This is a genomic window from Nocardia sp. NPDC101769, from assembly GCF_044766925.1.
Taxonomy (GTDB): Bacteria; Actinomycetota; Actinomycetes; order Mycobacteriales; family Mycobacteriaceae; genus Nocardia.
The window spans coordinates 1-21,528 of sequence record NZ_JBIWMX010000020.1; the positions used below are offsets into that span (position 1 = coordinate 1).

A 21,528-nucleotide genomic window follows, 5' to 3' on the forward strand; every position below is an offset into this window, starting at 1 on the left:
ATCGACACACTATTGAGTTCTCAAAGAACACACGCACAAACGATCTCCCGGGCTCTTAGTCCCGCTCGATCGTGAGGCAACTTTTACAGCTTAGCCCCGTCCGCGCAGCAGAACCAAATCCGCTGGTTGGGTGGGAGCTAGTGTGATCATCAGGCGAAGCTCGTCTCACCGGAGTCGGTGTCCGTGTCGCTCTGACCTGGAATAAGTTACGTGTTGGTTGTTCGCATGTCAAATCGCCTGTTCAGGACGGGTTTTCGCGAACCCGTCCCGACACCGGCTGTTCAGTCCGCGGTTCCGACGCGTTCGATCTGGGCTCCGAGCGAGCGCAGGTTCTCCACGAAATCCGGGTAGCCACGGTCGATATGGAAGACATCGTGGACCTCGGTGACGCCGTCGGCGACCAGGCCCGCGAGCACCAGACCCGCGCCGGCGCGAATGTCGGAGGACCACACCGGCGCCGAGGACAAACGCGGAATCCCGCGCACCACAGCGTGATGCCCGTCGGTGCGGGCATCCGCGCCCAGGCGGATCATCTCTTCGACGAAGCGAAAGCGCGCTTCGAAAATGTTCTCGGTGATCATCGAGGTGCCGTCGGCGATCGCGGCCAGGCCGATGGCCATCGGCTGCAGATCGGTGGGAAACCCGGGGAACGGCAGGGTCGAGAAGTTCACGGCGCGAGGGCGATCCGCCTGCACCACACGAAAACCATCCGGTTCGAACGAGATTCGCGCGCCGGCGGAGCGCAGCTTGTCCAGCACCAGGGACAGGTGCTTGGGGTTGATACCGGTCACCCGCACGTCGCCGGTGGTCATGGCGGCAGCGATACCCCAGGTCGCGGCCACGATGCGGTCGCCGATCACCCGGTGGGTGGTCGGCGAGAGCTTGTCCACGCCCTCGATGGTCAGCACCGAGGTGCCCGCACCGGAGATCTTCGCGCCCATCCGCGCCAGCATGTTGCAGAGATCCACGATCTCCGGTTCACGCGCGGCATTGTCGATGACCGTCTCCCCCTCGGCCAGCACCGCGGCCATCAGGATGTTCTCGGTCGCGCCGACCGACGGGAAGTCCAGGCGAATCCGAGCGCCCTGCAGCTCCTCCGCGCGCGCCACCAGGCAGCCGTGCTCGATTTCGGAGGTCGCGCCCAGCAGTCGCAGACCGGCCTGATGCATATCCAGCGGACGCGAACCGATGGCGTCACCACCCGGGAGCGCCACCACGGCCCGCTTGCAGCGCGCCATCAGCGGACCCAGCACACACACCGAGGCTCGGAACTGGGTGACGGCCGGGAAGTCAGCGTGGTACTTCGGTTCCGGCGGCGTCGCGATGGTCACGGTCTCGTGGTCGACGGTGACGTCACATCCGAGACCACGCAGCACCTCGGCCATGAGCGGCACGTCGAGGATGTCCGGGCAGTTCGTGATGGTGGTCGTCCCCTCGGCCAGCAACGCGGCGGCCATCAGCTTGAGGACGCTGTTCTTCGCGCCGCCTACCGCGACCTCACCGACGAGCCTGCTGCCCCCGGTCACCAGAAACCGTTCACTCACGGTGGTCAGCCTAGTGGTCCTCTCCCGCGCTCGCGGCGTCTCCGCCCGGCCGCCAAAGTATGTCGCCGTCCGGATTGGCGACCCGGCCGAGGATGAACAGCAGGTCGGACAGGCGGTTGAGGTATTTGGCGGGCAGCGCGTTCGTATCGTCCGGGTGCGCCGCGACCGCGGCCCACGCCGACCGCTCGGCGCGTCGGGCTACGGTGCGGGCGGTGTGCAGCAGTGCCGCCAGCGGTGTGCCGCCGGGCAGGATGAACGAATTCAACGGCGCCAGAGGCTCATTGAACTCATCGCACCACTTCTCGAGGCGGTCGATGTAGACCTGGGTGATGCGCAGCGGCGGGTACTTGGGCTCCGCGACCACGGGGGTGGACAGATCCGCGCCGGCGTCGAACAAATCGTTCTGTATGGAACGCAGCACGCCGAGCATCCGCTCGTCCGGCTGCCCGAGGGCGATGGCGACACCGAGTGCGGCATTGGTTTCGTCACAGTCGGCGTAGGCGATCAGCCGCGGGTCGGTCTTGGCCACCCGAGAGAAATCACTCAGCCCCGTGGTGCCGTCGTCGCCGGTCCGCGTGTAGATCCGCGTCAAGTGAACGCTCACAGGGTCACACTATCCGGCGCGGCGACGGCGAATGCGCTCGGAGGGGCGGGATTCCACCCAGGACAGGAAGGCGGCCATGGCGCCGCGGTCGAGTGCCAGCTCGTAACTGCCGTGACCGTCGGAGACCTGGACGATGACCTCGTCGGTCATGATGTCGTACTCGTCGTCCTGTGGGGCTCGCCGCGGGCCCACCTCGATGGCGAGCCGGCGCATGGTGGAATCCGGGCCGAGCTTGAGGCTGGAGAGTTTGTAGAAGAGGAGCGTGTCCTCGTCGTAGCGGATCAGGCCGTGTCGCCAGCCCCCGCCATGGCCCCGCGCGGGCAGCACGCGCAACAGGGCGGCGGTCCCGCCGCGGCGCAGCATCACCAGACGATACGTCGAGGCCAGGGCCAGGCCGACCAGCAGCAACACCAGAATGATCAGAAGCCACATCCCGGTTTGCAATGCCGCTCCGTCCCTTCACATCCGCGTTGCTGTCGATCACTGACCGGCCGACTGCCGGGCCCCGCTTTCGGTCGATAGTAGCGACCGCGGAAAGGCGAGGTCCGACCATCCACCGAATGTGACGTATGCGCTGATCAGCAGGGTGCAGAAGATATATCAGCCCATGGTGAACGACTCACCGTGAAGCACCAGGTTGCCGGTATAGGTCGAGCTGTCGACCTCGGCCGCCACGAACGAGCGCGCCCGGGCGTAACCGCCACACCCATTCACCGTGAAGGTCTCGTCCGGCCAGCTGACGCCACCGTTCATTCCACTGATATCCACCTGGCAGCCGACCAGATAGCCGGGACTGATCTTGATCATGGACGTAGAGCCGCAAGTGCCGGAATAGCCGGTACTTTGCCGGATGGTTTTGATCACATCCGGGGACCGGCGAGGGCATTCGACCGCATCGGGTAACCAGGGTCTTTATTACGGCACGAAGTATCCGAAAACGTCCGGCCGCCTACCAGATCCCGGCCGCACGAGCCGAACGGGTGACCCGCTGAGTGGGATCGACAATGGCCGTAAACTGGAACACGTTCTTATGCTCCGGGCAACTGGGATGTCTTGGAAGGAGATTCCGTGGAAATTACGGCTGCGGTGGCCCGGGGAGCGGACGTGCCGTTCTCGATGGAGACCCTCACCCTGGAGGAACCGCGACCGGGCGAGGTGCTGGTGCGCATCGTCGCGTCCGGGGTCTGCCACACCGATCTGGTCACCAAGGGCGTGTTTCCCGCCGATTTGCCGATTGTGCTCGGACACGAGGGCGCCGGGGTCGTCGAACAGATTGGCTCGGAGGTAACGGGAATCGAAGTCGGCGACCATGTTCTGCTCACCTATGCCAGTTGCGGAACCTGCTCGCGGTGCGCAAACGGGCTTCCGCCCTACTGCGAGAATTTCGTCATTCTGAACACCTCGGGCAGGCGCGCGGATTTCACCTCTCCACTGAGCAGTAATGGCGAACGCGTGATGGGCGCGTTCTTCGGGCAATCGAGTTTCGCCACCCACGCACTGGTGCCGGCGCGCAGTGTCGTGGTGGTCGACAAGGACGTGGACCTGGTGGCCACCTCCCCGTTCGGGTGCGGTGTGCAGACCGGTGCGGGCGCGATCGCCAATGTCATGAAGCCGGGGCCGAACGACTCACTGGCCATCTTCGGCGTCGGCGGCGTAGGGATGGCGGCCCTCATGGCGGCCCGCGCCATCGGCGCGGGAACCATTGTCGCCATTGACCTTTCCGCCGATCGGCTGGCCGTGGCCAAGGAGCTCGGCGCGGATGTCACCATCGACGGCGCGGCCGAGGACGTGGTGGCGCAGATCGTCGCGGCGACCAACGGTGGCGCGAACTTCGCGCTCGACACGACCGCCCTCAATGCCGTCATCGCCAAGGGCCTGGAGGCGTTGGCCCCCATGGGCACCCTCGTGCTGGTCGGGCTGGGCGAGGCCAGCATGGACCTCGAAATCGGCCACCTCACCGGCAACGGCAAGGCCGTCCGGGGCTGCATCGAGGGCAGTGGCGATCCGCAGCGATTCATTCCGCAACTGCTGCAATGGCATGCCGAAGGCAAGTTTCCGATCGAGAAGATCAGCAGGACTTACGCCTTCACCGATATCGACACCGCGGTCGCGGACGCCCACCACGGCACCACGATCAAGCCCATTCTCACCTTCCAGTGAGAACAACACACTCGCGCCCGGCTGGTGCCGGGCGTAAGTGCGGTTCGGTGTGAACGTGAAAAAGCGGCGGCCCCGGGGATATTCCCTGGAACCGCCGCTCCTGGTTTCAGCGCCGGAAGGCTAGGCAGACGCCGCCTTCTCGACCGCCCGCAGCTGGCCCTGTGCCTTGGCCAGCGCGGCCGGGCTCGCATCCGGGTCGGCGACAACGGCCTTGGCGGCCGCCTCGTCGATATCGAAGGCGAAATCGGCGGATTCGGCCAGCACGCGCACCGAAGTGGCGGTGACCGAGAAGAACCCGCCGTGCACGGCCACGACCACACGCTCGTCGTCGTCGGACACGATGGTCACCGTGCCGGCCTCGACCAGCTGCCCGAGCAGCGGTTCGTGGCCGGCCAGGATGCCGATCTCACCCTCCGTGGTCTGAGCCGAGACGAACTTCGCCCGGCCCGACCACAGCAGCCGCTCGACGGCGACCAGATCAACTGACATATCCGCCATGGTGGACTACTTCCCGGCGATCTTCTTCGCAGCAGCCTCGACGTCGTCCAGGCCACCGCAGGAGTTGAACGCCTGCTCCGGCAGGTGGTCGAACTCGCCCTTGCAGACCCGATCGAAGTCGTCGATGGTCTGCTCCAGCGGCACGACGGAACCCTCCTGGCCGGTGAACTTCTCGGCCACGATGAAGTTCTGGCCCAGGAACTTCTCCAGGCGACGGGCGCGACCGACGAGGACCTTGTCCTCTTCGGAGAGCTCGTCCATACCCAGAATCGCGATGATGTCCTGGAGTTCCTTGTACTTCTGCAGGATTCGCTTGACCTCGTTGGCCACCCGGAAGTGACGCTCACCGACGATCGAGGCCTCGAGGATTCGCGAGGTCGACGACAGCGGGTCGACGGCCGGGTAGATGCCCTTCTGCGAAATCGGACGCGACAGCTCGGTGGTGGCGTCCAGGTGCGCGAAGGTGGTGGCCGGCGCGGGGTCGGTGTAGTCGTCCGCGGGGACGTAGATCGCCTGCATCGAGGTGATCGAGCGGCCCCGGGTCGACGTGATGCGCTCCTGCAGCTGACCCATCTCGTCCGCAAGGGTCGGCTGGTAACCGACGGCCGAAGGCATACGACCCAGCAGGGTCGAGACCTCGGAACCGGCCTGGGTGAAGCGGAAGATGTTGTCGATGAACAGCAGGACGTCCTGGTTCTGCACGTCGCGGAAGTACTCGGCCATGGTCAGGGCCGAGAGGGCGACGCGCATACGCGTCCCCGGCGGCTCGTCCATCTGGCCGAAGACGAGGGCGGTGTCCTGGAGGACGCCCATCTCTTCCATTTCCAGGTGCAGGTCGGTGCCCTCACGGGTGCGCTCACCGACGCCCGCGAACACGGACGTACCGGAGAACTCACGCGCGATACGGGTGATCATCTCCTGGATCAGAACGGTCTTGCCGACACCGGCACCACCGAACAGACCGATCTTGCCACCCTTCACGTACGGGGTGAGCAGGTCGATGACCTTGATGCCCGTCTCCAGGATCTCGGTCTTGCCCTCGAGCTGGTCGAAGGCGGGCGGCTGGCGGTGGATGCCCCACTGCTCGCCGTCCCGGCCCAGGCCGGGGGTGTCGAGGCAGTCGCCGAGCGCGTTGAACACGTGGCCCTTGACGACGTCACCGACGGGCACCGAGATCGGCTTGCCGGTGTCGCGCACCTCGGCGCCACGGATCAGACCGTCGGTCGGCTGCATCGAGATGGTGCGAACGATGTTGTCGCCCAGGTGCTGCGCGACCTCGAGGGTCAGGGTCTTGGCCACGGACGCGAGCGCGATGTCCACGTTCAGGGCGTTGTACAGGTCGGGAATGGAACCGCGCGGGAACTCGACGTCCACGACGGGTCCGATGACGCGGGCGACACGGCCAGTGCCGACCCGGGTTTCAGTAGCTGCGGTCATTGGTTCTCTTCCTGGGCCTTAGTCGCGGTCCGAGCTCGACGCCAGCGCGTTGGCACCACCGACGATTTCCGTGATTTCCTGCGTAATCTGTGCCTGGCGCAACGAGTTCGCGGTCCGGGTCAGCGAGTTGACCAGTTCCGTGGCGTTGTCCGTCGCGGCCTTCATGGCGGTGCGGCGCGCAGCCGACTCCGATGCCGCCGCCTCGAGCAGCGACGAGTAGATCCGAGTGTTGACATACTTCGGCAGCAGCGCGCCCAGCAGGCGATCCGCGTCCGGCTCGAACTCGTATTGGGCGACCGGCGCCGAGTTTCCGTCGGTGAAGCTGTCCGGACCCATCTCGAAGTTCTCGTCCACGAACGTCACCTGGATCGGCGCCAGGCGACGCACCTCCGGCTGCTGCGACAGCATCGACACGAAACGCGTGTAGACGATGTGCAGTTCGTCGACGCCGGCCATGGTGCCGACCCCGTTCGGGGACGCCACCTCACCCTCGGATCCGGCCATGAACGCCTCGACCAGGTGGTTGCACGCGGCGGACGCGTCCACGTAGTTCGGCTGCTGGGAGAAGCCCAGCCAGGAACCGTTCACGGTGCGACGGCGGAAGGTGTAGTACGTCAGGCCCTTCGCGCCCATCACGTACAGCACCGGCTCCTTGCCCTCGGTGCGCAGCGTGGTCATGAGCTCCTCGGCGCGCTTGAGCACGTTGGAGTTGTAGCCACCGCACATACCGCGGTCGGAGGTGATGACCAGAACCGCTGCGCGACGGGCGTTCTCACGCTCGGTGAGCAGCGGATGGTTGAGATTGCCGCTGGCGCTGGCCAATTCGGCGAGCACCTTGGTGATCTCTTCCGCGTACGGCTTGGCGGCGGCAACGCGGGCCTGCGCCTTGCTGATTCGCGAGGTCGCGATCAGTTCCTGCGCCTTGGTGATCTTCTTGATCGAGCTCACGGAACGAATACGGGAGCGAAGTTCACGCACGCTTGGCATTAGCGGTTCACACTCCCTTCATTCGTCGATTCGGTCATTCGCATGTGCTCGTCTCGATTACTTCTCGACGTGCTTGCGGGTGACGGAAAGAGACTCGACCTCTTCGTGGTCCAGCTGGCCGGCCTCGGCCTCGACGACGCGGGTGCCGTCGGACGCCAGGAAGCCCTGCTTGAACTTGTCGGTCGCGGCCTTGATGGCGTCGGCGGCCTCACCCTCGAGCACCTTGGCGCCGCCCTGCAGGGCGTCGAAGGAGGACTGCACGTTGGCGTGCAGGCTCTCCAGCAGCTCGGCGTTGAAGCGGCGGATGTCGCCGACCGGGACGGAGTCGTAGTAGCCGCCGTCCACCAGGAACAGCGAAACGACCTGGTCCTCAACCGAAACCGGGGCGTACTGGTCCTGCTTGAGCAGCTCGACCCAGCGCGCGCCACGCTCCAGCTGGGCCAGCGAGGCGGCATCCAGGTCGGAGGCGAAGGCGGAGAACGCCTCGAGCTCACGGTAGGAGGCCAGCTCCAGACGCAGCGAACCGGAGACCTTCTTCATGGCCTTGGTCTGCGCGGCACCACCGACTCGGGACACCGAGATACCGACGTTGATGGCCGGGCGGACACCCTTGTTGAAGAGGTCCGACTCCAGGAACACCTGGCCGTCGGTGATGGAGATGACGTTGGTCGGGATGAACGCCGAGACGTCGTTGGCCTTGGTCTCGATGATCGGCAGACCGGTCATCGAGCCCGCGCCCAGCGCGTCGGACAGCTTCGCGCAACGCTCCAGCAGACGCGAGTGCAGGTAGAAGACGTCACCCGGGTACGCCTCGCGGCCCGGCGGGCGGCGCAGCAGCAGCGAGATGGCGCGGTAGGCCTCGGCCTGCTTGGACAGGTCGTCGAACACGATCAGGACGTGCTTGCCCTGGTACATCCAGTGCTGGCCGAGGGCCGAACCGGTGTAGGGGGCCAGCCACTTGAAGCCGGCGGAGTCCGACGCGGGCGCCGCGACGATGGTGGTGTACTCCATCGCGCCGTGCGCCTCGAGCGCGGACTTCACACCCGCGATGGTGGAGCCCTTCTGGCCGATCGCGACGTAGATGCAGCGCACCTGCTTCGACGGATCGCCGGTGGCCCAGTTGGCCTTCTGGTTGATGATGGCGTCGATGCAGACCGCGGTCTTGCCGGTCTTGCGGTCGCCGATGACGAGCTGACGCTGACCGCGGCCGATGGCGGTCAGGGCGTCGATGGCGGTGATGCCGGTGGCCATGGGCTCACCGACCGGCTGACGCTCCAGCACGGTCGCGGCCTGCAGCTCGAGCACGCGGCGCTCGTCGGCCTCGATCTCACCCAGGCCGTCGATCGGCGCGCCCAGCGGGTCGATGACGCGGCCGAGGAACTTGTCGCCCACGGGAACCGAGAGCACGTCGCCGGTGCGGCGGACCTGCTGGCCCTCTTCGATGGTGTCGAACTCACCCAGGATGACGGCACCGATCTCGGTGTCCTCCAGGTTCAGCGCCACGCCGAGGACGCCGCCCGGGAACTCCAGCAGCTCGTTGGCCATCGCGGACGGCAAGCCGCTGATGTGGGCGATACCGTCGCCGGTGTCGGTGACGACACCGACCTCTTCGATGGAGGTCTCGGGGGTGTAGCTCTGGGTGTAGCTCTCGATCGCGCTACGGATCTCATCGGGGGAGATCGTCAGCTCCGCCATGTTCTTCCTGCTCTCGCTGTGGTCTCGAATGTCGGTGTGTTACTGCGCTTCTGGCGTTTGTCTCTAAGCGAGAGACTGACGCAAGCGCTGGAGCCGCCCGACGGCGCTGCCGTCGATCAGGTCGTCGCCCACGCGGACGACGACGCCGGCCAGCAGGCTCGGGTCCTCTTCCACGTGCACCGTGATCGGCTTGTCGTAGATGCGCTGCAGCGACGCGGCGAGGTGCTCGCGCTGCTGCGGCGTCAGGGCCACCGCGGCACGGACATGCGCCACGATCTGCTCCCGGAGCGAAGCCGCCAGGTCGGACAGCTCGTCGATGGCCGCGCCGGCATCGCCCTTGTGGCGCAGCACGGCCTGCTCGGCCAGCTGCAGGGTGATGTCCTCGACCTTGCCCGCGAGCAGACGCTGCACCAGGGCAAGCTTGGCTTCCGCCGGCTTGCCGTGGTCCTGCAGCGCCTGCTCCAGGTCCGGGTTGTCGTCGATGATCCGGGCCAGCCGGAACAGCTCGTCCTCGACCGCGGTCAGGCGGCCACGCTCGTCCGCGGCGCGCAGCAGCGCTTCGCGGCCGAGCAGGACCAGCGTGTCGACCAGATCGCGGGCCCGCGACCAGTCCTGGGCCACCGCCGTGGTCAGCACGGCCAGGGTGGTGCCGCTGATCTTGCCGCCGAAGACGCGTTCGGCCAGCTCGGCGCGCGCCGAACTCGACACCGACTTATCCGCGAGCGCCACACGCAGCGAACGCTGGTCGTCGAGGACGGCGACAACGGCGAACAGTTCCGACCCCGTAGTAGCCGCGACGGTGTCGCTACCGGTCAGAGCGGCCCGAAGAGCCTCCCGCGCACGGGAACTCGCCTCGCGGCTCGCTGCGTACATGCTTCCCACTTTCGGCTCGTTACCTTCCGACCCCGATGCCGGCGTTCGCGTCCAGCTCCGCGAGGAACCGGTCGATCGACGCCGACTGCTTGGCCTCGTCGGCCAACGACTGACCGATCATCTTCTCGGCCAGGTCGACCGCGGTACGGCCCAGCTCGGACCGCAGCTCGGTCACGATCTGCTGGCGCTGTGCCTCCAGCTGCGAGTGACCGGCGGCCACGATGCGGTCGGCCTCGGCCTGCGCATCGGTACGCATCTGCGACAGGATGGCCGCACCCTGGGTGCGGGCTTCCTCACGGATACGGGCAGCCTCGAGGCGAGCCTCGGCCAGCTGCTCCTGGTACTGCTGCAGGGTGGCCTGCGCCTCGGCCTGCACGGCCTCGGCCTTGGCGATACCGCCCTCGATCTTCTCGGAACGCTCGTCGAGCACCTTGGTCAGGCGCGGAACGACGTACTTGGTGAAAACGAAGGCGATAACGATGAAGACGACCGCAGACCAGAAAATGTCATACGGCTCCGGGATGAGGGGGTTCACGTCGGAAGACCCCTCAGCCGCGAGCAGATAGGTGCTGTTCATCGTTGATTCCTAGTCTTTGGCCGGAATCAGAAAATGAAGCCGGCGACGAGACCGATCAGCGCCAGGGCCTCGGTGAACGCGATACCCAGGAACATGTTGGTCCGGATGGTGCCCTGCAGCTCGGGCTGACGGGCGATGCCCTCGATGGCCTTACCGACGACGATGCCGACGCCGATGCCGGGGCCGATGGCGGCGAGACCGTAGCCGATGGCGCCGTAACCCTTGACCGTGGGAGCGGTATCAGCCAGGAAGGTCATGGTGCTGCTCATTGGTGTTTATTCCCTTTCTGTCGCCCACCCGCCGAGGCGGCGTGTGTGGCAGGTTTGTGGTGTTGGTGCGGTGTCGGTCAGTGGGAGTCGGCGTGCTGCGCGAGACCGATGTACACAGCGGTCAGCAGCGCGAACACGTACGCCTGCAGGAAGACCACCAGGAGTTCGAAGAGGGTGAAGCCGAAGCCCGCGAGCAGCGAGAACGGCGAGAACACCTTCATCCACGAGGCGGCATCGAACAGGAAGAACTGGGTGGCACTGAAGAACAGCACCAACATGATGTGGCCGGCCAGCATGTTCGCCATGAGACGGACGGTCAGCGTGAACGGACGCAGCAGGAAGGTCGAGATGAACTCGATCGGGATCAGCAGCACGTGCAGCGCGGGCGGCACATTGGGCACCACGATGGACGAGCGCATGTACTTCAAGAAGCCGTACTTCTTGATGCCCACATAGTTGAAGGTGACGTAGGCGACGACGGCCAGCACGAGCGGCATGCCGATGCGCGCGTTCGACGAGATGTTCAGGCCCGGAATAACACCCGAGATGTTCAGGAACAGCACGGCGAAGAAGATCGACGCGATGAGCGGGAAGAACTTCTTGCCGGATTCCTTGCCGAGCACCTCGTCGCAGATCTGCTCCTTGACGAACACCAGACCGGATTCGGCGACATTCTGCAGCCCGCGCGGAACCAGCTGCGGCCGACGGAAAGCGGCGAACATGACAGCCAGGAGAACGACCGACATGAGGATGCGAATCAGCATCAAACGGTCGAGCTCGAAAGGCGTCCCCTCGAACAGCACTGCTGGAGGGAAGAAGTCGTTGAGTGACGGCGCGTGGAACTCGCCCGCCAAAGTGGTGACGCTCAGCGTTCTCTCCCGTGGTCGGCCGCAGGAGATAGTTTTCTCCTGCGGTTCGATCGGACATTGACGATCTGGTGGGTCGACTCAGGTCGGCTCGAAGTTCGTCAGCAGCTGTGGCATCACGCCCTGGCGTCTGTACGCGCGTCGGCGACATCGTCGACGGTGCAGAACCGTGACCCTAAGGGCCCGGTACGGCTGTAAGCATAACCTGCTCCCAGGCGGGTCTAAGGTGACCCCCCCTGTTGATTCGGTTGGCTACAGGTAAAGAGTTTATCAAGTTATCTACGACAATGCGTAGGGGGTCGCGGAAACGCGTGATGGACGGTGTTTCGCGAGGTCGCCGCGGGGGTCCCGGGCTACAGGTCGCGATCCACCTGCACGGTCGGAACCCGTTGGCGCAGAAGACCGTACGTCTCCGCGCCCAGCACGATGAGCAGCGCGCCGACCACGGTGCAGAACAGGGCGCCGCGGCTGTAGAAGTCGTACTGCCGGAGCACTGCGACGACAATCACTGTCAGCAGCAGCTTTCCGACCCAACTGCCGAGCAGCACGATGCCCTGCAGGCCGGATTCGATCTTGGCGCTGAACAACACCGAGGCGGCGGTGGTGAGGATGAAGGCGCCGCCGAGGGCGGCGCCGATCAACGCGCCCCACAGGCCGGGCAGGCCCGCGAAGACGGTCGAGAGGATGGCCGAAACCACAACCAGCACAGCCAAACCGGCGATGCCATAGCGCAGTGCCGCGCGCAGCGGGGCGTCGGGACCGGGATCGGAAGGCGTGCTCACGGTCAGCAACTCTACCCGGCGGCGTGATCGCGATCGCGGGGCGGTTTGCGGACGGAGTTGATTCTCAGTTCCCGCCAGGACGGCACCGCGGTGACGATCAACGCGAAAACCAGTCCGGCGGCGAACAGCAGCACCACCATGCGCCGATCCGAGATCAGCGAGGTCCCGACCGCGCCGAATGCGAGCACGCTCACCCACAGATAGATCACCAGCACCACGCGGCGCTGTGAATGCCCGATCTGCAGCAAACGGTGATGCAGATGCATTTTGTCAGGAGTGGAGAAACTCACACCTGCGCGAACACGACGGACCACCGCCAGAACAAGATCGAGTACCGGAATGAACATCACCGCACCCACCAGCAACAGCGGGGACAGCAGACCCACGATGTCGCGCGGGCCGTAACCCTGCAGTGGAATTCGCCCGGAAGCGCCGGTGGACACCGCGGCCAGCATCAATCCGATGAGCATGGATCCGGTATCACCCATGAAAATGCGGGCCGGAGAAAAATTGTGCGGCAGAAATCCCAGGCACGCACCGGCCAGTGCCGCAGCCAGCAACGCGGGCGGATAGGTGTCGGTGGAACCGCCCACCTCATAGAGCAAACCCACAGTGAACACAAAGACCGCGACAGCCGCGATGAACCCGAGGCCCGCGGCCAAACCATCCAGGCCGTCCACGAAATTCATGGCATTCACGACCGTCACCGTGATGCCCACCGTCACCAGACCGCCCTGCAGCGGATCCAGCACCACGGTCTCGTTGGTGAAGGGGTTGTAGATGGCCACCCAGCTCAGGCCCATCACCGCCATCACACCCGCCGCGGTGATCTGGCCGACCAGCTTGGTCAGCCAGTCCAGGCCCCAGCGGTCGTCGATGATGCCGACCAGCACGATGAGCGTGGCCGCGGCCAGCACCGCCGGAATGTCCTTGGGATAGTCGAATCCACGGCGCAGGGCCGGCAGCTGGTGGGCGAACAGCACGGCCGCCAGCAGACCCAGATAGATGCCCAGCCCGCCCATCCGCGGAATCGGCTTCACGTGCACATCGCGCTCACGCGGAATCGCCACCGCGCCGAAGGCGATGGCCAGCACCCGGATTCCACCGGTGGTCAGGTAGGCGATGACCGTGGCGACGAGCAGCACCAGCAGCAGCTCCCGCAGCGGGACGACCGCGCCCTGGCTGAATACGCCCTGACTCAGCAGCATTTAACGGGCCATCACCGCGCGCCCGCCTGGCGGAGCTCCTCGGGCGACATGCCGAGCACCTCCGCGATCTTCTCGACCGGCACCGCGCCCTCGCGCAGAACGCGCGGGGTGTCGGCGGTGAGATCGACGATGGTGGACGCCACCGCGTGATCGGCCGGCCCGCCGTCGAGGTACACCCCGACCAGATCGCCCAGCTGCGCCTGTGCCTCGGCCACCGTGGTGGCGGGCGGCTGCCCGGACACGTTCGCGCTCGACACCGCCAGCGGACCCACCTCGCGCAGCAGCTCCAGCGCGACCGGGTGCAGCGGCATGCGCAGCATCACCGTGCCGCGCGCGTCACCCAGATCCCAGGCCAGCGAAGGGGCCTGCTGCACAACCAGACTCAGCCCGCCCGGCCAGAAGGCGCGGATCAGCTCGCGGGCCTGCGGGCGCACCGAGAAGACCAGTCCGTCGATGGTGTTCCACGACCCGACCAGCACCGGCACCGGCATGTCCCGCCCGCGCCGCTTTGCGGCCAGCAGCGCGCTCACCGCCTGACTGTCGAACGCGTCGGCAGCGAGTCCGTAGAGCGTGTCGGTCGGAATGACGGCCAATCGCCCGGACTTCAGCGTGCTGCGCGCGGCACTCAGGCCGGCGGCGCGGGAGTCGGGATCGGCACAGTCGTAGACGGTACTCACGGCTGACATCTTGGCACGGATCAACTCTCGACAGCTCTCAGGGGCAAGCCCCTGAGACCCCGAGAATCCCGGGGGCTCTGCCCCTGAAGCCCCCGAGGACCCGTTGGAGCCCAGGCCCCGAAGCCCCGGCGAGCGTTCGAGCCCCAGCCTCGAACACCGCCGTGGGGTAATTGCGACGGCCGCAGGCACCGGAAAGGGCCCTTGCGGCCGCTGGCTCGGGACACGACAAGCGTCCCGGGGCGTGAATTCGCAGGATCGACACTCTTCGCACGGATTGCGGGGAGGCCGGGCGAACGTAGGCTCGGGGGCGACGAAGGAGGCACGACTCATGATGCGTGCGATCTGGAACGGGACGGTTATCGCCGAGGCTCCCTGGACCGTGGAGGTCGAGGGGAATCACTATTTTCCGGTGGAGTCGTTGAAGCGGGAGTTCTTCAGCGAGAGTTCCCACCACACCGTGTGCCCGTGGAAAGGCATTGCGAGCTATTACTCGGTCACGGTGGACGGGAAGGAGAATCCGGACGCGGCCTGGTACTACCCGAAGCCGAGCCCGCTGGCGCGCAAGATCAAGGACCATGTCGCGTTCTGGCACGGCGTGGAGATCGAGAGTAGTCCCGAGTAACCGTCAGTCGGCGATGCGACGGGCCACGACGAAGCGGGGTTTTCCGGCGAGGTCGGGGTGTTCGGCGATGTCGGTGAAGCCGCCGTGGGCGGTGAAGAGGGCGGCGACGCCGGCGCCGTTGGTGTCGTCGTGTTCGACTGCCACTGTTCCGTTTTCGCGCAGGAGGCGGGCGATGGTGGCGGTCATGGGGCGGATGACGGACAGGCCGTCGGGGCCGCCGAAGAGGGCGCGGTGCGGATCGTGGTCGATCACCTCGGGAGCGAGTTCGGCGTCCTCGGGGATGTAGGGCGGGTTCGAGACGACCACATCCACTCGGCCGTTGAGCTGCTCGAGGATGGCGGGGTCGGTGACGTCGCCGGCGTGCAGGTCGATCGCGGTGTCGCCCTCGTCGGCCAGTTGCCGCGCATTGCGGCGGGCCCAGGCCAGGGCTTCGGTGTCGAGTTCGACGGCGTGCACCTGGACGTCGGGGCGGGCGTGGGCGATGGCCAGGGCCAGGGCACCGGAACCCGTGCACAGGTCCACCACGATCGGCTGGTGCTCGTGGCCGACTGCTTCGAGCTGCCCCAGCGCCCAGGCGAACAGCAATTCCGTCTCCGGGCGCGGGACGAAGACGCCGGGGCCGACCGCGAGGTCGATCTCCCCCATCGCCGCGGTGCCCGTAAGGTGCTGCAGCGGAACGCGTTCCGCCCGCCTGGCGACCAGCTTGCGGTACTCCTCCAGCTGGTCGGGGGTGAGCATGGGCATGAGGGCCAGGCGCCCGCGATCGATGCCCAGCACATGTGCCGCAAGATATTCCGCATCGGCCTGGGGGCTATGGACCCCGGCCGCCGCCAGGATCTCGACGGCCTCCCGGACAGCGGGGCGCAACGGTGCACGACTCACGGTTCGCAGCCTTTCTCCCACCCACATGCTCGCACGAAACGGGGCGTCCCGAACCCGCTCCCGCCCAACGCCCCGCGCGCCCGGGTCATCGGGCGTGGCGCAGCGCTACCGGTCCTGTTACTCGGCGGCCAGGCGGGCGGCGCGGTCTGCTTCGCCCAGGGCGTTGAACAGGTCATCGAGGTTGCCGTCCAGCACCGAGTCCAGGTTGTGCGCCTTGAAACCGATGCGGTGATCGGCGATGCGGTTCTCCGGGAAGTTGTAGGTACGGATGCGCTCGGAGCGGTCCACCGTGCGGATCTGCGAGGCGCGACCCGCGGCCGCGTCGGCATCGGCCTGTTCCTCGGCGAGGGCCTGCAGCCGCGCCGCCAGCACCTGCTTGGCGCGAATCTTGTTCTGCAGCTGCGAGCGTTCGTTCTGGCAGGTCACCACCAGGCCGGTGGGCAGGTGGGTGATGCGCACGGCCGAGTCGGTGGTGTTGACGCCCTGGCCGCCCTTGCCGGAGGAACGGTAGACGTCGATCCGCAGGTCCTTCTCGTCGATCTCGACTTCCTCGACCTCGTCCGGCTCCGGGTACACCAGTACGCCCGCGGCCGAAGTGTGAATGCGCCCTTGGGATTCGGTGACCGGCACGCGCTGCACGCGATGCACGCCGCCCTCGAACTTGAGCTTGGACCACACGCCGTCGCGGGTGGTTTCCTTGCTCTTGATGGAGAAGCTGGCGTCCTTGTACCCGTCCAGATCGGAGTAGGTGACGCCGAGCACCTCGACCTTCCAGCCGTGCCGTTCCGCGTAGCGCAGGTACATGCGGGCCAGATCGGAGGCGAACAGCGCCGATTCCTCGCCGCCCTCACCGGATTTCACCTCGAGGATGACATCGTCGGCGTCGTGCGGGTCGCGCGGCGCGAGCAGGTCGGTGAGCTGCTTGTCGAGCTCCTCCACCTGCTCCTGCAGCCCCGGGACCTCGGCCGCGAAGGACGCGTCGTCGGCGGCCAGTTCCTCGGCGGCGGCCAGATCCTCACGCGCGGTCTTCAGCTTGTTGTAGGTGGCCATGATCGGGCCGAGCTCGGCGAAACGCTTACCCACGCGCCGTGCCGCTCCGGGATCGTTGTGCAGCGCCGGGTCTGCGAGCTGGGTTTCCAGACCCGCGTACTCGGCCAAGATGTCATCGATCGCGGACGGGGCCGCCTGCTTGTCGGCCATGGCGTGTGGACTCCTTCGAAAACTTTGTTCTGATATCGGCGCGAGAGGATCCACTCGAGGTTCGCGGCCCGCCCCGATCTGGACTGACGGAGCGGAGGAGCGAAGCGGGGGACCGGAGGAGGGAAGATCGGGGTCACGAGGGCCGCGAACAGCCGGAGCGAAGCGAAGGCAATTAAACACAGACGCCCGGCCTGCGGTGCGCAGGACGGGCGTCGGCGGGACAGCTACTTGGCAGCCTTGTCGCGCTTGCCGTAGCGGGCCTCGAAGCGAGCCACGCGGCCACCGGTGTCCAGAATCTTCTGCTTGCCCGTGTAGAACGGGTGGCACTGGGAGCAGACCTCGACCGTGATCTGGCCCGACTCCTTGGTGCTCTTGGTCTGGAAGGTGTTGCCGCAGCCGCACACGACCGTGGTGTCCACGTACGTGGGGTGAATTCCTGCCTTCATGGGTGTCCTTTCGAAAGGCTCCGGGTCGCCTGGCGATGCGAGACGTGAACCGGAACCGACTAGGCATGGTTGCCGACGGAACAGTATATGTGCCGCGACCGAATGGTCGTCACGAGGGGTGACACCGTCCTGAACAGGTGGTTGGACCGATTTGTTCCCAGCCGTTCCCCCACGAAACCACGGGCACGCATATTTCGCGTATTCCGGTGAGGCTGGAAGTCGAGTAGCTCGCTACTCAAGAATACGAACACTCGTGTTCATAGAGTTTGTCCAGGTGAGAGTCCCGCGACTACCGGAAGGACAGCCGTGGCCAGGAAGGACGCGACGATCGGGGGCCTGTCCCCCATCACCGTGCACGCCGAGGCCGGGAGGGCAGACCGGCGGCGCGCGGAGTTCGTCGCGGGGGCGATCCTGGTCACACTGACGCTTCTGGTGGTAGCGGGCTGGTGGACAGCTCCCGGGGAGTCCGGCAACGCGGTGGGCTCCCTGAACCCGACCCCCATCCCGCCGCGGGGGGACGCCACCCTCACCTCCACAGCGGTCACGGCAGCGGACGTGTCCGGTGCCGTGACCGCGCTCATTCTCGGCTTCATGATCGCCGGCGCGGCAACGATCGGACGGGCCTTCTTCAGTCCGCAAACAGCAGCGCGGCGGCCCCGCCGAAGCGGAGCCGCCACGCATGCTGTTATTCCGATCCCAAGGGCGACAACTGATTTCGCGCCCGTGGGGGTAACTCCCCGGGTACGGCCAGAATCGGTTTCACACCCGACCGCCGGTCGGCGGCGTAACTCCCCACGGCTCCTGCTGGTCCGCAAAAGTCCCGGGGAGGCGGGGGAGCTTATTCGTCGAGCGCACCCGGGGCGGTCTTGGAGACCGTCATCAGGAACTCGACATTGCTCTTGGTCTTCTTCAACCGGTCGACCAGCAGGTCGATGGCCTGATGTGAATCCAGGCCGGAGAGCACGCGGCGCAGCTTGTGCAGGACCGCCGCCTCGTCGGGCGACATCAGCAGATCATCGCGGCGCGTGCCGGACGGGTTGACGTCGACCGCCGGGAACACGCGGCGCTCGGCAATCTTGCGATCCAGCTTGAGCTCGGCGTTACCCGTGCCCTTGAACTCCTCGAAGATGACCGTGTCACCGGTGGAACCGGTCTCCACCATCGCGGTCGCGATGATGGTGAGCGAGCCGCCGTTCTCGATATTGCGGGCCGCGCCGAGGAACCGCTTGGGCGGGTACAGCGCGGTGGAATCCACACCACCGGAAAGGATTCGGCCCGAGGCCGGCGAGGAGTTGTTGTACGCACGGCCCAATCGGGTGATCGAGTCGAGCAGCACGACGACGTCCTGACCCTGCTCCACCAGGCGCTTGGCCCGCTCGATGGCGAGCTCGGCGACCGAGGTGTGGTCGCTCGGCGGCCGGTCGAACGTGGAGGCGATGACCTCGCCGCGCACCGAGCGCTGCATATCGGTCACTTCCTCGGGACGCTCGTCCACCAGCACCACCATCAGGTAGCACTCCGGGTTGTTCACCGAGATCGCGTTCGCGATGTCCTGCATGATCGTGGTCTTACCCGCCTTGGGCGGGGACACGATCAGAGCGCGCTGCCCCTTACCGATCGGCATGATCAGATCGATGATGCGCGTGGTCAGCTTGTTCGGCTGGGTCTCCAGCCGCAGTCGCTGGTTCGGGTACAGCGGGGTCAGCTTGTTGAATTCCGGTCGGCGCTTGGCACTTTCGATGTCCGCGCCGTTGACCGTGTCCAACCGCACCAGCGGATCGAACTTCTGCCGCTGATTGCTCTGATCGCCGTCGCGCGGGGCGCGGACCGCACCGGTGATGGCGTCGCCGCGGCGCAGGCCGTTCTTGCGGACCAGGTTCATCGAGACGTACACGTCGTTCGGGCCGGCCAGGTAGCCGGAGGTGCGGACGAACGCGTAGTTGTCGAGCACATCGAGGATGCCGGCGACCGGCTGCAGGACGTCGTCCTCGCGGATCTCCATCTCGCGGGCCTCGCCACCGGTGGCGCCGCCCTCGCGGTCCCGCCCGCGACGACGCTCACGGAAGCGACGACCCCGGCGGCCGCGGCCGCCTTCCTCGTCGTCACCGCCGCGATCATCACGCTGATTGCTGCGGCCGGCGCCGTTCTGGCTCTGCTGGTTGCGCTCGCCCTGGTCGTTGCGCTGATTGCCACGCTCGCCCTGGTTGCCACGATCGCGACGGCGCTCGCCGCCCTCCTGCTCGCCCTTGTCGGCGGCGGGAGCCTCGGCGGTGGTCTCGGCGGTGGCGGCGCCGCGCTGCTCGCGGCCCCGGCGCTGGCGACCGCGGCCACGCTGGCCACCGTCCCGGCTGTCGTCGCCACCCTCGGCGCGGGCGTTCTCGCCCTCCTCGCGCTTGGATTCGCGCGTCTCCGAAGCGTTTTGGCGTGACTCGGTGTCGGCCTTGCGCGCTTCGACCTTGTCCGCGTGACCGGCCTTTGCCTCCGCCTTCACCTCGGCCGTGGCCGGAGCGGAGTCGGCAACAGCAGCGGCCTTCTTCACCTCACGCGCAGGGGCCGATACGGACTCCCCGCCGTTCGGCGCGTCCTCGGCCTTGGCCTTCGCGCTCCGCGTGGGCTTGCCGCCGGTCGCGGCAACAGGCTTGGCGCCCCCGGCCTGGTTCTCCTTGATAGCGGCGATGAGATCACCCTTACGCATCCCGGAAGTGCCTCGGATACCGAGTTCTCCCGCAAGCGCACGCAACTGCGGCAACAACATTCCAGTCAGCCCCGATCGTGCGACGTCAGTTTGTTCGCTCATCTTCGAAATCTGTCCGGAGTCACTTTCGCGGCTACCCGAGGACGCTGAATCACTATCCGTCCCGGGTGTCGCGAGCAGGTCCGTATCTGTCACGGAAATCCTTTCCTTCCCTCGACCGCCGTGTGCCTGTTCGAGGGTTCCTCCTGCAGTCCGGTCTCGTGCCGGACTCGGATGCCGTATCGCCTGTCCCGCCGGGCCGGTGGGTTTGCCACCACGTGGGCTTCGCCACCGAGTGCTGGTGCTCATCCAACTGGCAAGGTGGGAGAGATCATTCCAGTTGACTGGCTACCCCCAAGTTTCGAGCCTCAAGCCTCGAGCCTGAGCAAGGAGCCTCTGGAGCGATTTGCCCTGATGAAGCACCGGCGTCTGACGCGCACGATGTACGGACTCGCTCAGGATAGCTCCCACCTTTTGCATCGGCAAGGCAGGCGCGCTGTCAATCCACCGAGACGCCGCCGGCGATGCCCGGCTCGAGAACGCGCATGCCGTCCGCGATCGCGAGTTCACGCAGTTCTTCGGGGAATTCGCTGGTCGCGAAGGCGAGCACGGTCGGGCCCGCGCCCGAGACGGTGGCCGCGATGCCAGCGGCACGCAATCGTTCCACCCATTTGGTGGTGAGCGGCAGCGCCGAGGCGCGGTAACCCTGGTGTAGCCGGTCGGCCGTGGCGGGAAGCAGCAGGTCGGGCCGCTGCGTCAAGGCGACGACCGCGAGCGCGGACCGGCTGGCATTGAAGGCGGCGTCCACGTGCGGAACCGTTTCCGGGAGCAGGCCGCGGGTGTGCGCGGTGGCGGAACGCTCCTCGGGGATGAGCACCACGGGCCGCAGCGAGGGATGCGGCTCCAGCCGCACCGCGCGGTACAGGCGGGCGTGATGCGCGTCGGCACTACCGTTTTCATCCGCCGAACGGTCGGTTTCCGTCCAGCACACCACGAATCCGCCCAGGATGCTGGCGGACGAATTATCCGGGTGGCCTTCGAATTCACCGGCCAGCTGGACCAGCACGTCATCGCTGAAGGCCAGTTCCGGATCGAACTTCGCCGCCAGCCTGCGCCCGGCCGCCAGGCCGCCCACCGCGGCCGACGCCGACGAGCCCATGCCCCGCGAGTGCGGAATCACGTTGCGACACACCACGTCCAGGCCGTCGGCCCAGACGCCCGCGGCCTGCAGGCCGCGCTCGACGGCGCGCACCACCAGATGCGAAGGGCCCCAGGGCACATCGTCGGCGCCCTCGCCCTCCACCCTGATGGTCAGCCCGGAGTCGGTGGTGGACACCGTGATCTCGTCGTACAGCCCCAAAGCGATTCCGAGGGAATCGAAACCCGGGCCCAGGTTGGCGCTCGACGCCGGAACCCGCACGGTGACGGAGATTCCGGCGGGCAGCGTCCGCGTCACACCGGTGCCTC

General features: G+C 66.6%; 22 protein-coding genes. 2 read left to right on the forward strand and 20 right to left on the reverse strand.

The genetic code is table 11. The annotated features are described in order from the left end of the window. Positions 1-281: 281 nt before the first annotated feature. The 4 genes from murA to ACIRRA_RS27505 all read right to left on the reverse strand — a co-directional run bounded on the left by murA (position 282) and on the right by ACIRRA_RS27505 (position 2,955). Positions 282-1,544: a UDP-N-acetylglucosamine 1-carboxyvinyltransferase gene (murA, locus tag ACIRRA_RS27490; RefSeq protein ID WP_357009764.1), complete on the reverse strand. Its 1,263-nt coding sequence runs from the start codon at positions 1,542-1,544 to the stop codon at positions 282-284. A gap of 10 nt (positions 1,545-1,554) precedes the next feature. Continuing rightward, positions 1,555-2,148 (reverse strand): cob(I)yrinic acid a,c-diamide adenosyltransferase, encoded by a 594-nt coding sequence (locus ACIRRA_RS27495; protein WP_402773709.1) that lies wholly within the window; start codon positions 2,146-2,148, stop codon positions 1,555-1,557. A gap of 9 nt (positions 2,149-2,157) precedes the next feature. Then, positions 2,158-2,580 (reverse strand): DUF2550 family protein, encoded by a 423-nt coding sequence (locus ACIRRA_RS27500; protein WP_402774114.1) that lies wholly within the window; start codon positions 2,578-2,580, stop codon positions 2,158-2,160. A gap of 168 nt (positions 2,581-2,748) precedes the next feature. Beyond that, a complete protein-coding gene (locus ACIRRA_RS27505; protein WP_402773712.1) occupies positions 2,749-2,955 on the reverse strand; it encodes an MspA family porin in 207 nt (68 codons plus the stop codon). A 261-nt stretch (positions 2,956-3,216) separates the two neighbouring features. On the opposite strand from ACIRRA_RS27505, the gene ACIRRA_RS27510 reads away from it, so the two are divergent. Beyond that, positions 3,217-4,308, forward strand: a complete 1,092-nt coding sequence (locus tag ACIRRA_RS27510; RefSeq protein ID WP_402773715.1) for an NAD(P)-dependent alcohol dehydrogenase — start codon at positions 3,217-3,219, stop codon at positions 4,306-4,308. 120 nt (positions 4,309-4,428) lie between these two features. Here the strand turns inward: ACIRRA_RS27510 and ACIRRA_RS27515 are convergent, their stop codons facing one another. From ACIRRA_RS27515 to ACIRRA_RS27565, 11 genes are all read right to left on the reverse strand, one after another. Next, positions 4,429-4,806, reverse strand: coding sequence for a F0F1 ATP synthase subunit epsilon (locus ACIRRA_RS27515; protein WP_354849556.1), 378 nt, complete (start codon positions 4,804-4,806; stop codon positions 4,429-4,431). Positions 4,807-4,812: 6 nt separating this feature from the next. Further along, positions 4,813-6,243 carry a F0F1 ATP synthase subunit beta gene (atpD, locus tag ACIRRA_RS27520; RefSeq protein WP_157388301.1) on the reverse strand — a complete coding sequence of 477 codons (1,431 nt, stop codon included), beginning with the start codon at positions 6,241-6,243 and terminating at the stop codon, positions 4,813-4,815. A gap of 18 nt (positions 6,244-6,261) precedes the next feature. Then, complete coding sequence (locus ACIRRA_RS27525) at positions 6,262-7,230, reverse strand: F0F1 ATP synthase subunit gamma (protein WP_402773719.1); 969 nt, start codon at positions 7,228-7,230, stop codon at positions 6,262-6,264. Between the two features lie 57 nt (positions 7,231-7,287). After that, the gene (atpA, locus tag ACIRRA_RS27530; protein ID WP_402773723.1) at positions 7,288-8,925 is read right to left on the reverse strand and encodes a F0F1 ATP synthase subunit alpha; all 1,638 of its coding nucleotides are present in this window, start codon (positions 8,923-8,925) and stop codon (positions 7,288-7,290) included. Between the two features lie 63 nt (positions 8,926-8,988). Continuing rightward, the gene (locus ACIRRA_RS27535) at positions 8,989-9,798 is read right to left on the reverse strand and encodes a F0F1 ATP synthase subunit delta (protein WP_402773726.1); all 810 of its coding nucleotides are present in this window, start codon (positions 9,796-9,798) and stop codon (positions 8,989-8,991) included. A 19-nt stretch (positions 9,799-9,817) separates the two neighbouring features. Then, positions 9,818-10,375: a F0F1 ATP synthase subunit B gene (locus tag ACIRRA_RS27540; RefSeq protein ID WP_402773729.1), complete on the reverse strand. Its 558-nt coding sequence runs from the start codon at positions 10,373-10,375 to the stop codon at positions 9,818-9,820. A gap of 26 nt (positions 10,376-10,401) precedes the next feature. Next, a complete protein-coding gene (locus ACIRRA_RS27545) occupies positions 10,402-10,644 on the reverse strand; it encodes an ATP synthase F0 subunit C (RefSeq protein WP_357009784.1) in 243 nt (80 codons plus the stop codon). Between the two features lie 77 nt (positions 10,645-10,721). After that, entirely contained in the window at positions 10,722-11,447 is a 726-nt protein-coding gene (atpB, locus tag ACIRRA_RS27550) for a F0F1 ATP synthase subunit A (protein ID WP_402774117.1), read from the reverse strand. Between the two features lie 416 nt (positions 11,448-11,863). Then, positions 11,864-12,292 carry a hypothetical protein gene (locus ACIRRA_RS27555; RefSeq protein ID WP_402773733.1) on the reverse strand — a complete coding sequence of 143 codons (429 nt, stop codon included), beginning with the start codon at positions 12,290-12,292 and terminating at the stop codon, positions 11,864-11,866. A gap of 11 nt (positions 12,293-12,303) precedes the next feature. Continuing rightward, a complete protein-coding gene (locus tag ACIRRA_RS27560; protein WP_402773736.1) occupies positions 12,304-13,500 on the reverse strand; it encodes an MraY family glycosyltransferase in 1,197 nt (398 codons plus the stop codon). An 11-nt stretch (positions 13,501-13,511) separates the two neighbouring features. Beyond that, positions 13,512-14,177, reverse strand: a complete 666-nt coding sequence (locus ACIRRA_RS27565; RefSeq protein WP_402773739.1) for an L-threonylcarbamoyladenylate synthase — start codon at positions 14,175-14,177, stop codon at positions 13,512-13,514. 328 nt (positions 14,178-14,505) lie between these two features. On the opposite strand from ACIRRA_RS27565, the gene ACIRRA_RS27570 reads away from it, so the two are divergent. Beyond that, the gene (locus tag ACIRRA_RS27570) at positions 14,506-14,799 is read left to right on the forward strand and encodes a DUF427 domain-containing protein (protein WP_402773742.1); all 294 of its coding nucleotides are present in this window, start codon (positions 14,506-14,508) and stop codon (positions 14,797-14,799) included. 3 nt (positions 14,800-14,802) lie between these two features. On the opposite strand, the gene prmC is transcribed toward ACIRRA_RS27570, so the two are convergent. The 5 genes from prmC to thrB all read right to left on the reverse strand — a co-directional run bounded on the left by prmC (position 14,803) and on the right by thrB (position 21,517). Beyond that, positions 14,803-15,681 (reverse strand): peptide chain release factor N(5)-glutamine methyltransferase, encoded by an 879-nt coding sequence (gene prmC, locus ACIRRA_RS27575; protein ID WP_402773745.1) that lies wholly within the window; start codon positions 15,679-15,681, stop codon positions 14,803-14,805. A 117-nt stretch (positions 15,682-15,798) separates the two neighbouring features. After that, positions 15,799-16,881: a peptide chain release factor 1 gene (prfA, locus tag ACIRRA_RS27580; RefSeq protein WP_402773747.1), complete on the reverse strand. Its 1,083-nt coding sequence runs from the start codon at positions 16,879-16,881 to the stop codon at positions 15,799-15,801. A 224-nt stretch (positions 16,882-17,105) separates the two neighbouring features. Further along, positions 17,106-17,327 (reverse strand): 50S ribosomal protein L31, encoded by a 222-nt coding sequence (gene rpmE / locus ACIRRA_RS27585; protein WP_040856062.1) that lies wholly within the window; start codon positions 17,325-17,327, stop codon positions 17,106-17,108. 838 nt (positions 17,328-18,165) lie between these two features. After that, positions 18,166-20,217, reverse strand: a complete 2,052-nt coding sequence (rho, locus tag ACIRRA_RS27590; protein ID WP_402773751.1) for a transcription termination factor Rho — start codon at positions 20,215-20,217, stop codon at positions 18,166-18,168. A 343-nt stretch (positions 20,218-20,560) separates the two neighbouring features. Continuing rightward, a complete protein-coding gene (thrB, locus tag ACIRRA_RS27595; RefSeq protein ID WP_402773754.1) occupies positions 20,561-21,517 on the reverse strand; it encodes a homoserine kinase in 957 nt (318 codons plus the stop codon). Positions 21,518-21,528 lie beyond the last annotated feature (11 nt).

What these genes read in the sequence shown, in the direction of transcription:
- ACIRRA_RS27500 (WP_402774114.1), bottom strand. Translation starts at nt 2,580, where the DNA reads ATGTGGCTTCTGATCATTCTGGTGTTGCTGCTGGTCGGCCTGGCCCTG.
- ACIRRA_RS27505 (WP_402773712.1), bottom strand. Translation starts at nt 2,955, where the DNA reads ATGATCAAGATCAGTCCCGGCTATCTGGTCGGCTGCCAGGTGGATATC.
- ACIRRA_RS27515 (WP_354849556.1), bottom strand. Translation starts at nt 4,806, where the DNA reads ATGGCGGATATGTCAGTTGATCTGGTCGCCGTCGAGCGGCTGCTGTGG.
- atpD (WP_157388301.1), bottom strand. Translation starts at nt 6,243, where the DNA reads ATGACCGCAGCTACTGAAACCCGGGTCGGCACTGGCCGTGTCGCCCGC.
- ACIRRA_RS27525 (WP_402773719.1), bottom strand. Translation starts at nt 7,230, where the DNA reads ATGCCAAGCGTGCGTGAACTTCGCTCCCGTATTCGTTCCGTGAGCTCG.
- atpA (WP_402773723.1), bottom strand. Translation starts at nt 8,925, where the DNA reads ATGGCGGAGCTGACGATCTCCCCCGATGAGATCCGTAGCGCGATCGAG.
- ACIRRA_RS27535 (WP_402773726.1), bottom strand. Translation starts at nt 9,798, where the DNA reads ATGTACGCAGCGAGCCGCGAGGCGAGTTCCCGTGCGCGGGAGGCTCTT.
- ACIRRA_RS27540 (WP_402773729.1), bottom strand. Translation starts at nt 10,375, where the DNA reads ATGAACAGCACCTATCTGCTCGCGGCTGAGGGGTCTTCCGACGTGAAC.
- ACIRRA_RS27545 (WP_357009784.1), bottom strand. Translation starts at nt 10,644, where the DNA reads ATGAGCAGCACCATGACCTTCCTGGCTGATACCGCTCCCACGGTCAAG.
- ACIRRA_RS27560 (WP_402773736.1), bottom strand. Translation starts at nt 13,500, where the DNA reads ATGCTGCTGAGTCAGGGCGTATTCAGCCAGGGCGCGGTCGTCCCGCTG.
- ACIRRA_RS27570 (WP_402773742.1), top strand. Translation starts at nt 14,506, where the DNA reads ATGATGCGTGCGATCTGGAACGGGACGGTTATCGCCGAGGCTCCCTGG.
- prfA (WP_402773747.1), bottom strand. Translation starts at nt 16,881, where the DNA reads ATGGCCGACAAGCAGGCGGCCCCGTCCGCGATCGATGACATCTTGGCC.
- rpmE (WP_040856062.1), bottom strand. Translation starts at nt 17,327, where the DNA reads ATGAAGGCAGGAATTCACCCCACGTACGTGGACACCACGGTCGTGTGC.